This is a genomic window from Limnoraphis robusta CS-951 (genome assembly GCF_000972705.2).
This window is the reverse complement of sequence record NZ_LATL02000166.1, coordinates 1-11204: the sequence shown is the minus strand read 5'-3', so window position 1 is coordinate 11204 and position 11204 is coordinate 1. Positions and strand designations below refer to the sequence as shown.

Here is an 11204-nt window from a genome sequence, read left to right as displayed (position 1 = left end):
GGGAACGGGGAACAGGGAACAGCAGACTATGAAAGGGTTTCAGAATCTAAAAATGTCCTAACCAATTTGCGTAGTGCTATAGATAGTTGAGCAGTAATTTTACCTAGATTATGGCAGTTGATGAGGCACAAAAACACGGTTTCTCTCAAAACAAAAACCCGGTTTCTCTCAAAACAAAAACCCGGTTTCTTGGAGAAACCAGGTTTTTAGGGTGTTTTAAAGGTTAAATTTCCAACTTAAAACTTGATCACGCTTACTCTTGATTCATTTGGCGTTCAACAGTTTCTATCGCCGCGTTAAGTCCAGCTAGTCGAGTTTCGAGATCATCTCGCATCCACTTCAAAAAATTCAGTTTGCGCTCTTGATAAGCTTTCTGAGAACTCGATGAACTGTCCCAATTCCAGCAAGGATTGAAAAAAGGAAACATAGATACCTCTAAAATGACTCCATCTATATTTTGAAGCAAAAATCAAATAATGGGGGGTCTGAGGTTTAAATCTGTTGTTGAACTTGTTCGATGCTGAGATTGAGGGCTTCCGCCACCTGTTCAACGCTTAACCCCATTCCTAACAACCGAGGAATGGCATTTTTGCGCTCTTGTTCGGCTTGTTCAGCCCGTTGTCTTTCTTGTTCAGCCCGTTCATCTCCTATTAACAACAAATTACCTTCGTTATCCCACCATCTTAACCACAATTGGTCTTGATTTTGATAGCGACCTTGCCACAATCCTAACTCTATTCCTAGAGGTAAAATAGGATAGTGATCGCGTTCATTGGGAGACATTTTTTGATAATAGCCGTTCCGATGAGTGTAAACTTCTAACTTACTATTATTGATTTCATAAATGCCGTAATAGGGAATGCGGATAATTTGTTCATAAACCCAAAATTTTCCCGGTCTTTGCTTTTCTCCGGTTCGNACCTTGCCACAATCCTAACTCTATTCCTAGAGGTAAAATAGGATAGTGATCGCGTTCATTGGGAGACATTTTTTGATAATAGCCGTTCCGATGAGTGTAAACTTCTAACTTACTATTATTGATTTCATAAATGCCGTAATAGGGAATGCGGATAATTTGTTCATAAACCCAAAATTTTCCCGGTCTTTGCTTTTCTCCGGTTCGAGATAACGGTGTATTATCCCGTTCTTCGTCACCGTTTCCGCTCGCAAATTCTAAGGCAATGAGAGGAGCCATAAATTCCCGCCACAAGACATAAGAACGACGAATTTTACCATCAAGTTTAGGCGGAACATTGGGAACATAAAACCAGTCCGGCGCTTCCGCTCCTTTTTCGGGCGGGTCAGTTTCTCGCCAATAAATTCCACAGTCTTGACCGATGGTATATTGTCCGTCTGGATGAATTTTTTGTAAGATTGGGCCGATAGAATCTGTGAGTAAAATACTCTGGGGATGCTCCTGAAAATTTTTCACAAATGTACCATCCGACTCGGGGAGTTGAGTATGGTCTGGGAAAGGGGATGGAAGTTCGATTTTTGAGGTTATCTCAGTCATATAAATGCGACTGAACAAATTAAACTTTGCTCTATTTTAGCATAAAAATTTATTTTTTCATTAAAGAGCGTATAACTTCCGTAAAATTACGGATACTTGATCAATCAGGCGAATCATCAAGATCAGTAATTTCTCTAATTGACAACCATAATTTATGGGTTTAGATTATGTATAGTAACCTAAAAACATCACAGGATTAATAGGTTGCAATTGAGATGGTTTTTCTTTTTAACTTAAAGAACTTGGAGCAAGATGATGAAGTCACAAACGTTTCTAGGACGCATAACAACATTCTTCATGTCAGTATTGTTGTTTTCTACCTTCTTTTTTCCTCTGATGTCTCAGCCTGCTTGGGCTAATCAACCTACAACAACAGTAGTTCAGAATTCAGCACAACCATTATGTACAGCAGAATCACGGGGATTGGGGAAATCAGAATGTAACATTAATATTGATGATAGTATTACCTATAAGACTGATCCTCCGGTTATTATTGTCAAGCCTGATCCTCCCAATACCACAGGAGCATGGGTGGGCGGAGCCGTTGTTGGGGCTTTGTTAAGTGTAAGTGCCGTGATGGATCTGAGCGTAGCAGATATGATCGGTTCAGGTTTGGCTGCTGTTGGTGGTGTGGTTGGTAGTGGAATGGCGGCAGGGGCAGCAGGACTTGCCGTTTCTGCCGCTTTACCGGTAGTCGCAACAGTCGGGGTTGGATTGGCAGCATGGCAAACTGTGAAGGCGTTGACTTCACCTCATAATAATAAGCGAAAAGCAGATCAAAGCCAGGAGTAGATAACTACNGATATGATCGGTTCAGGTTTGGCTGCTGTTGGTGGTGTGGTTGGTAGTGGAATGGCGGCAGGGGCAGCAGGACTTGCCGTTTCTGCCGCTTTACCGGTAGTCGCAACAGTCGGGGTTGGATTGGCAGCATGGCAAACTGTGAAGGCGTTGACTTCACCTCATAATAATAAGCGAAAAGCAGATCAAAGCCAGGAGTAGATAACTACAGCTACATGATGAATTCTCGCTGTCTGGAATGAAAAAAGTTCATAAAAATAGACCACCAGTTTTTCAAGATATTTTTTGAAAACATAATTCTTTCAAAGAGATTTAAATCTAACTGGTGGATTATTCATTTTTAATCAGAGGATGTATTATGTCTAGTCAAAAGAAGCAATTTGAGATGAATGATGTTCGGTTAGCAGCAACAAAATGGATATGGAGTTTATCTATCTTTTGTTTACTCGCTTGTGTACCTATCATCGCTCTCGTTGAGAACTACACAATTTTACCTTTAGCCGTGATAATTGCAGCTACGGTTAGCACTGTATCAGTTTGGATATTTGTACAACCAACAAACTTACTTGAACAAACAAAAATCGACCAGTTGCAAAAACGAGTATCTAGTCTTGAAGAAATTATTTGTCATACGGACTTTGATTCGAGTATCAATGAGCTAAAGCTAAGGCGTTAACTCTCTAAATTATGTTACTTTTTTCAAAACGCCTTTACTTGAATTTTTTTGTAGTCTTTCCATAGGGTCGTTTTAAATAACGTCCTTGAGGCGAACCGAGAATTTCTCNTTTGATTCGAGTATCAATGAGCTAAAGCTAAGGCGTTAACTCTCTAAATTATGTTACTTTTTTCAAAACGCCTTTACTTGAATTTTTTTGTAGTCTTTCCATAGGGTCGTTTTAAATAACGTCCTTGAGGCGAACCGAGAATTTCTCCGTTGTGATAAATCAAATTTCCGCGAAGAAATGTACTTTTAACTCGTCCGGTTAATTCCATGCCTTCAAAGGGCGTATAACCCTGTTGAGACCGTGATTCATCCGCCCGAACGGTAAACGTTTCATTGGGATCAACTAACACCAAATCCGCGTCGTAACCAACAGCAATATCCCCCTTTTCTAACAATCCAAATCGTTGTGCAGGATTCCAACATAATAATTTAGCCATTTGATGATAAGGCATTCCGCGTTTATTTCCTTCGCTAAAAACCCCTGAAAGTAAATATTCAGTTCCGCCAAAACCGGACTTCGCTAACCAAATATTGTCGGGGTTTTGTTGAGAAACTTTTTGTTCAGCAGAACAACAAGCGTGATCGCTAACAATCCAATCAATTTGACCATTTATAACTGCTTGCCATAAAAATTCTACATCTTCTCGCGGACGAATAGGAGGGTTAACTTTTGCCCATTTTCCTGTCGGTGCATCCACATCTAAAAGCAAATGTCCGACGGTGACTTCTCGACGAAAATTAATATGAGGAAATGTGGCTTGCATCATTAAAGCGGCTTCAATGGCTTTGCGGGAACTTAAGTGGAGTAAATTGATATTAATACAGTTCGTTTCATGGGCGAGATAAGACGCAATACAAATCGCTAATCCTTCCGAATGAGGAGGACGAGCCGCACTATAAGCTTTCAGTCCAGTTAGGGTATTATCCTGTTGAACAATTTTTGTATAGGCGCTTAATATTTCCGCAATTTCACAATGCAAACTCAAACTGAGATAATCTTTAAACTCAGGATATTTTTCGCGCATTTGAGTCAAACTTCGCATGATAAACTCAAAATGAGCCACATCATAACGTTCTTCTTTGTTTATCATTAAAAATAAATTTTGCTGATCGGATAAACCATGCAACCCATAACCACCATAGAACATAAAAACTTTAAACGAAGAAACCCCAAACTCTTCAAATAGTTGCGGCATTTCTTCAATATGTTGGGCAGATATTGGGGCGATATTATAACCATAATCAACATAAAAATTACCCTCAGAAAGAGCTAATAATTTTGGAAAAAACTGATGGTAAGTTCCGCCTTGATTGAGATAATATTGACCTGTGCGAATATAGTTTAAACTACTTGTTACACCGCCCATTGCAGCCGCTTTACTCTCCGTAACAGCATCTTGGTTGAGCGGTTGATAAATTCCCACGTGCATATGAGCATCCACAACACCGGGAAAGGCTAAAAGGTGATTTCCATCAAATGTTTGTTGAGCGTCTTCAGGCTTGAGATTTGGCTCAATTTGCACGAATTTTCCCTCTTTAATACCGAGATCAAGGGTTTCCACAGAGGGCTGATGAGGACGAACAACCCGAACATTTTTAATCAGTTGATCAAAGATCAAAGCTTTCGACATAATTTTCAGTGCAGAAATTTAGACCTATAATACCTCAAACTGAAAAAACTATTCACTAATTTTGCTATTATTTTGGATAATTATTCATTTCTATTCTGAAAAATCCTCTGAACGTTTTTCTTGTTTAAGCACAAAAGCAGTTAACCAAGGAGCGATTAAAAGAATCATTAACATTCGACTTAATTGAATTGCTAATACAAGGCTTGTATCCCCTCCTAGCTGAACAACGGTTGCAATCATCGCCTCTAATCCTCCCGGTGTCAATCCTAAAACAGCAGTCACCAGATCAACCTGTGTAAACTGATGAAATCCATATGCAATTCCTAAACAAAATAAAATCAGTGAAATCACTAACCCAATTTCAATCAATACCGCTTTTAAGAGTTTTCTAACTGTGCTGAAATTAAACTTTAGCCCGATTGAAAGTCCAACCAATAATAATCCCGTTTTAAATAGCCATTGAGGAACGAGAAAATAGTCAGGCAATGTCCAAAATCCAATCAAACCCACGATGAATGTTCCTAAAAATCCCGATGCAGGTAAGCGTAATTTCTCACCCCCCCAAATTCCGAGAAAACAGCAAACTGCTAAGATTAACAAATTCAAGAATAGAGGAACTGATGACGGGGTAGTAGTCAGAAATACGGCTGAGTTTAAATTGACAGAATCAGCCGGAAACAAAAAGGTAACTAAACTGGGAACGATGAAAATAACCAATAACAAACGGAGGTATTGAAATAAAGCAATTGCCACCGCATCAGCTCCCATTTCTTCTCCGATGGCAATAATACTCGATGCCAAACCAGGAATGAAAGATAACAACCCTGTGACTCGATTAATACCTGAAAAACGTGACAATAAGTAACCGTGAAACAAGCTAATAATCCCGGTAAAAACAATGCAAAAAAGCAAAGGAATAGCATAGTTAGAAGCAACAATTAGAGTTTCTGGAGAAAAGCGTACTGCTGTTGCTAGACCTAAAAAGGCTTTCCCAAAAGTCATAAAANATAAGTAACCGTGAAACAAGCTAATAATCCCGGTAAAAACAATGCAAAAAAGCAAAGGAATAGCATAGTTAGAAGCAACAATTAGAGTTTCTGGAGAAAAGCGTACTGCTGTTGCTAGACCTAAAAAGGCTTTCCCAAAAGTCATAAAATTCGCAGGTAAAGGCTTAGAATTCCCTGCAATGGCGGCATAAATAATCCCGACAACCATAGGCCCGAGTAACCAACCGACTGGAATATTAAGCCAGCTAAATAAAAAGCCTGCTGCAATGGCAAAAGCAAACTGCTGTGTGATTTGGTGACTATTTAACAAACTGGATAAAATAACCTGTTTTAATTGGATAGAATTCGTTTTACTATCTTGAGATTGAAATTGAGATAAAGCTAGAATTTTCCAAATCATAACTAACGACAGAGGATATATACTCTCAGCACAAAAACTTACGGCTTTGATTTTGATACAAATCTAGAAATCTGAGTTGATTGTTGAAAAAACTTGCTCAATATCCGAGACTCTCTCTAAATTTAGATGAGTCATCGATATTTGAAGATTTCCCAGGGTTGCTAGCCATCCACAGCGATCATCCCTATCAATCTATCATCTCTCTATCTTATCTAAAAAAGTGACTCTAAAATATACGATCTTCAGCGACAGAGATCAGTGTATCCTAAATTATAGAGATTTAACATTCCCCTATGTCTTCTAGAAATCAACTGAGAACACGACTAGAACAAACGGAAATTGTGGTGATTCCGGGTGTTTATGATTGTTTGAGTGCTAAAATTGCTGAACAGCTTGGCTTTGAAGTCGTCGCTACCAGTGGGTTTGGTATTGCTGCATCAACACTGGGTTTACCGGACTATGGTTTTCTCACCGCGACTGAAATGTTCTACAGTATTGGCAGAATTACTCAGTCTGTTAACATTCCGTTAATTGCTGACTTAGATACAGGTTATGGTAATGTTTTAAATGTCATCCGTACCGTGAAAGAAGCCGTAAATTTAGGGGTTTCTGGAATTCTTTTAGAAGACCAAGAATGGCCGAAAAAATGTGGTCATTTCGAGGGAAAACGAGTCATTTCTACCTCGGAACAAGTGTCTAAAATTCAAGCGGCGGTTGAGGCGAGAGGGGATAGCGGTTTAGTAATAATTGGACGGACAGATGCTCGCGCTCCCTTGGGTTTAGAAGAAGCAATTAACCGAGGTTTAGCTTATTTTGAAGCGGGGGCTGATGTGATTTTTATTGAAGCACCACAGTCTCAGGATGAATTGGTTAAAATTGCTGAAGCTTTACCTAATATTCCCTTAGTGGCGAATATCATTGAAGGAGGAAAAACACCTCAGTTATCCGCCCAGGAATTGCAACAGATGGGGTTTAAAATCGTGTTTTTTCCGTTAACGGGTTTGTTTACGGTAACTAAAGCCATGACGGACTGTTTGCGTCACTTGAAGGAAACTGGAACAACAGCCAATGTCGAAAATTTGGTCAGTTTTCAGCAGTTTGAGAAACTGATTGATGTCCCGAAATATCGTCAAATTGAACAGCAATTTTATAATCAAATCGATAAACAAGACTCGGTTTAATATGGATGTTACAGAATACCTGAACCGCATTCACTATCAAGGTTCTCTTGAACCTAATATTGAGACGCTTCATCAACTGCATTACTGTCATTTACTGACTGTTCCCTTTGAAAATTTCAGTATTCATCTCAACCAACCTATCAATCTGAATTTAGAAGCGTTATACCATAAAATAGTTCAACAACATCGAGGCGGATTTTGTTATGAACTCAACTCTTTATTTTCCTGGCTACTCCAACAACTTGGGTTTAAGGTGACTCTCCTTTCCGCTCAAGTTGCGCGAGAAGAGGGTGATTTTGGGCGAGAATTTGGTCATTTAACTCTACGGGTACAAGACAGGGATTTTTGGTTAGCCGATGTGGGTTTTGGAGACTCTTTTCTTTATCCGTTGAAGTTTGAAAGTTCAACTGAACAAATCCAAAACGGAGAAACTTATCAGCTTATTAATAATCAGAATAATTGGATATTCTATCATAAAAAAGAAGGAAATTATCAACCTAAATATTGTTTTACATTAACCCCGAGAAACTTAACCGATTTTCAAACCACTTGTGAATATAATCAAACCTCTCCTCAATCAATTTTTACTCAGCGTCGTATCTGTACAAAACCAACGCTAGAAGGTCGAGTTACATTGAGCGATAACCGATTAATTATCACTCAAAATGGTCAACGACAAGAACATATCATTGACACAGAAGCAGAGTATCATAAAATTTTACAAGATTATTTTGGGATTAACCTAGATCTTTCCTTCAAACATCTATTTTCCTAAAATTTAAAAATGCTCATCTTGATAAACATCTATCTTTTTATAGAGGTGAAGCATTAATTCTTAGGATAGCAGCCTTCCTATAGAATCTCAAAAAGTCGATCAATCATTGATTTGTGTTGAACCTCCGCTAGCTGATAGGTTAAGAACATTGAGAATGAGGGTTAAGAGGAGATTATCTATTCAATCATTGCAGTGTGACTCGAAAAGATAGTGGTAAAATCAGGTGTAACTGAGATCTTGCACCATTCTCAACAGATCTGAGAAACCGGGTTTCTCAAGGAAAAATATAGGTTTTCAGCTAAGGGGAATTGCCAGAAACCCGGTTTCTGAGGCTGGTGCAAGATCTGAGGTGTAATTCAGTTAGAAGGGACAAAGGCAGTTGTATAATCAAAGCCAGTCAATTGTATCATCGCGTACAATTTTTATTCTAATTGAATTTACTCAAAAAATCATACACTGACTGGAGGATTTATGTTTGAAGGATTGTTTAATCTACATCCTGATGCTGAAAACTTAGAAAATACAATTAAACCTCGCAAGGGTGTAATCATTGGTGCAGGTCAAGTTGGGATGGCTTGTGCCTATTCTATGCTAATTCAAGACTGTTTTGATGAACTTATCCTACAAGATATTGCAACCGAAAAAGTTGAAGGAGAAGTCATGGATTTACTTCATGGCATTCCTTTTATTTCCCCAACTCGTGTTCACGCGGGAAGCGTTGCTGATGTCGGACAGGATGCAGATATCGTGATTATAACAGCAGGAGCCAGTCAAAGAGAAGGCGAAACTCGTCTAGATTTATTGCATCGTAACGTGAAAATTTTTAGGGGTTTAATTGGGGATGTGGTGAAATATTGTCCCAATGCTATTTTACTGATTGTCGCCAACCCCGTTGACATTATGACCTATGTGAGTTTGAAGCTTTCTGGTTTTCCCAGTTCCCGAGTATTGGGTTCAGGAACGGTACTCGATACCGCTCGTTTTCGGGCTTTACTCGCGAACCGATTAGATATTGATCCTCGCAGCGTTCATGCTTATATTGTCGGGGAACATGGTGATAGTGAAGTTCCCGTTTGGAGTACAGCAAATGTTGCCGGAATGAAAATCTGTGATGGCGACTGGAGTGGCAGTCCAGCCTGTGATTTAGAAGAGTTAAATGATATTTTCAAACAAGTGAAAAATGCCGCTTATGAGATTATCAAACGCAAAGGATACACGTCCTATGCGATTGGTTTAGCGGTGACGGAAATTGTCAAAGCGATTCTTCGCAATCAAAATCGGATTTTTACCGTTAGTACAAGAGTTGATAAAATGTACGGCTTATCCGAAGATCTTTGTATCAGTTTACCTTCAATTATCAATCGGGGAGGCGTGATGAAAGTGATGAATTTATCCCTCGCGGAAAACGAAGAAAAACTCCTACATAAATCGGCTCAAACTTTGCGAGAGTATATCGACCAACTGGATCTCTAAAAATTAACAATTTGACACCTAAAAACGGCTGATCTTGTTCTTGAGCTACTGAAAATAAAGATCGAGTCTCCCTGAATGGAGAACTTTCAATCAACCTTTAACTGCTAACAGATTAAAAGCTATGAAACTACTCACCCACCGAACCAAAATTGTCGCAACGATTGGCCCCGCTAGTCGAGATCCCAATATCCTCAAACAAATGGCTTGTGCAGGAATGAGCGTCGCCCGATTAAATTTTTCTCATGGCAGCTATGAAGACCATGCAGAGACAATTAAAATGTTACGACAAGTTTCTCAAGACTTGGATATGCCCATAACATTGTTGCAAGATTTGCAAGGGCCGAAAATTCGAGTCGGTCAGTTACCCGATGATGCAATTGAACTCATAACAGGTGAATACCTCACTTTAGTTCCTGTCGAGGAATATGACAATCAACCTCATACTGTTTCGATTGATTATCCCTATTTAGCAGAAGAAGCAGAACCCGGAGCGCAAATTTTGCTTGATGATGGATTATTAGAATTAAGAATTGAGGCAATATCGGGAAATGCCGTTAAATGTAAAGTGATTGAAGGAGGCTTTCTCAAAAGTCGCAAAGGCGTTAATTTGCCCAGTTTAATCTTGCAACTGCCTTCGATGACGGAAAAGGATATGCAGGATTTAGAATTTGGTTTATCTCAAGGAATCGATTGGGTGTCTCTGAGTTTTGTCCGTCGGGCCGAAGATGTCCGCAATCTCAAAGAATTTCTCGCTCAACGGGGTGCGGGGAATATTCCCGTGATGGCAAAAATTGAGAAGCCCCAAGCTATTGCGAACCTAGAAGCGATTATCAATGAATGTGACGGTTTGATGGTAGCCCGAGGTGATTTGGGCGTAGAAATGAGTCCCGAAAGAGTCCCGTTGTTGCAAAAACAGATTATTAGACTCTGCAACCAAAAAGGAATTCCGGTGATTACTGCAACCCAAATGCTAGAAAGCATGATTAATAATCCCCGTCCGACTCGTGCAGAAGCGTCTGATGTCGCTAATGCGATTATTGACGGTACGGATGCGGTGATGTTGTCGGGAGAGTCCGCCGTTGGTCATTTTCCGGTTAAAGCAGTGGCCATGCTTTCTAAAATTGCTTCTGATGTCGAACCGGAATTGAAATTTATTAACTATCCTCCCGCCGAGTCCGACGAAACCCATGCGTTGAGTGAAGCCTTAAATACGATTGATAAAATTCTGCCGTTGAAATGTATTGTTGCTTATACCAGCACAGGCTATACGGCTGAACTCGCCGCCGCCGAACGACCCAAAGCCCCTGTTGTCGCGTTTACACCTGATTCCAAAACCTACCATCGTTTAAATCTAGTTTGGGGTGTAAGACCGATTTTACTCGCCCATGAAGTGGGTTCTTTTGAAGGATTAATCGATCAAGCCGAGAGCTTGCTGTTAGAACGTCAGTTAGTCAGTACAGGCGATCAAATTCTCGTTGTTGCAGGAATTCCGACTAAGCATCCGCGAGGAACGAATTTCCTGAAAATTCATCGGATTGAAAGCTAAAATTTAAGGTAGCGGGAGAATTGCTCCAGTTGAAGTTCTTCCGCTCAAATATTCTTAAATATCCTCTGATATAGCAGTCGAAGCCTTTGATTAGGACACTGTTTTTCTGTCAAATCCTTTTATGATAAAGGTTTCAATTCTGTCTCCTGTCTCCTG

Annotated in this window: 13 protein-coding genes; 7 read left to right on the top strand and 6 right to left on the bottom strand. The window is 39.7% G+C overall.

From position 1 onward, the window contains the following. Positions 1 to 253: 253 nt before the first annotated feature. The 3 genes from WN50_RS35345 to WN50_RS14425 all read right to left on the bottom strand — a co-directional run. On the bottom strand, positions 254 to 427 hold the full coding sequence (locus tag WN50_RS35345; RefSeq protein ID WP_200906282.1) for a hypothetical protein: 174 nt from the start codon (positions 425 to 427) through the stop codon (positions 254 to 256). A 65-nt stretch (positions 428 to 492) separates the two neighbouring features. Beyond that, positions 493 to 861 carry a hypothetical protein gene (locus tag WN50_RS14430; protein WP_425354807.1) on the bottom strand — a complete coding sequence of 123 codons (369 nt, stop codon included), beginning with the start codon at positions 859 to 861 and terminating at the stop codon, positions 493 to 495. A gap of 58 nt (positions 862 to 919) precedes the next feature. After that, the coding region (locus WN50_RS14425) for a Uma2 family endonuclease (protein ID WP_049559554.1) at positions 920 to 1513 on the bottom strand (594 nt) is incomplete at its 3' end. A 252-nt stretch (positions 1514 to 1765) separates the two neighbouring features. Between WN50_RS14425 and WN50_RS14420 the strand changes: the two genes are divergently transcribed. The 3 genes from WN50_RS14420 (at position 1766) to WN50_RS14410 (ending at position 2987) form a co-directional block, all read left to right on the top strand. Continuing rightward, the gene (locus WN50_RS14420; protein WP_152964812.1) at positions 1766 to 2305 is read left to right on the top strand and encodes a hypothetical protein; all 540 of its coding nucleotides are present in this window, start codon (positions 1766 to 1768) and stop codon (positions 2303 to 2305) included. Positions 2306 to 2314: 9 nt separating this feature from the next. Further along, positions 2315 to 2512 (top strand): hypothetical protein (locus tag WN50_RS14415; RefSeq protein ID WP_235440963.1); only part of this gene is annotated, 198 nt, incomplete at its 5' end. A 157-nt stretch (positions 2513 to 2669) separates the two neighbouring features. Further along, the gene (locus WN50_RS14410) at positions 2670 to 2987 is read left to right on the top strand and encodes a hypothetical protein (RefSeq protein ID WP_049559546.1); all 318 of its coding nucleotides are present in this window, start codon (positions 2670 to 2672) and stop codon (positions 2985 to 2987) included. 182 nt (positions 2988 to 3169) lie between these two features. On the opposite strand, the gene WN50_RS14405 is transcribed toward WN50_RS14410, so the two are convergent. The 3 genes from WN50_RS14405 to WN50_RS34075 form a co-directional block, all read right to left on the bottom strand. Then, the gene (locus tag WN50_RS14405) at positions 3170 to 4666 is read right to left on the bottom strand and encodes a dihydroorotase (protein WP_046281454.1); all 1497 of its coding nucleotides are present in this window, start codon (positions 4664 to 4666) and stop codon (positions 3170 to 3172) included. A gap of 90 nt (positions 4667 to 4756) precedes the next feature. Next, a complete protein-coding gene (locus WN50_RS14400) occupies positions 4757 to 5668 on the bottom strand; it encodes an AbrB family transcriptional regulator (RefSeq protein WP_200906283.1) in 912 nt (303 codons plus the stop codon). Positions 5669 to 5673: 5 nt separating this feature from the next. Then, positions 5674 to 6073: AbrB family transcriptional regulator (locus tag WN50_RS34075; protein ID WP_235440962.1), on the bottom strand; the 400-nt coding region annotated here is incomplete at its 3' end. Between the two features lie 293 nt (positions 6074 to 6366). On the opposite strand from WN50_RS34075, the gene WN50_RS14395 reads away from it, so the two are divergent. The 4 genes from WN50_RS14395 to pyk all read left to right on the top strand — a co-directional run bounded on the left by WN50_RS14395 (position 6367) and on the right by pyk (position 11048). Then, the gene (locus WN50_RS14395) at positions 6367 to 7254 is read left to right on the top strand and encodes an isocitrate lyase/PEP mutase family protein (RefSeq protein WP_046281452.1); all 888 of its coding nucleotides are present in this window, start codon (positions 6367 to 6369) and stop codon (positions 7252 to 7254) included. Between the two features lies 1 nt (position 7255). After that, positions 7256 to 8029, top strand: coding sequence for an arylamine N-acetyltransferase family protein (locus WN50_RS14390; protein ID WP_046281451.1), 774 nt, complete (start codon positions 7256 to 7258; stop codon positions 8027 to 8029). Between the two features lie 471 nt (positions 8030 to 8500). Then, on the top strand, positions 8501 to 9502 hold the full coding sequence (locus WN50_RS14385; RefSeq protein WP_046281450.1) for an L-lactate dehydrogenase: 1002 nt from the start codon (positions 8501 to 8503) through the stop codon (positions 9500 to 9502). Between the two features lie 121 nt (positions 9503 to 9623). Further along, entirely contained in the window at positions 9624 to 11048 is a 1425-nt protein-coding gene (gene pyk, locus WN50_RS14380) for a pyruvate kinase (RefSeq protein ID WP_046281449.1), read from the top strand. The last annotated feature ends 156 nt before the right edge of the window (positions 11049 to 11204 follow it).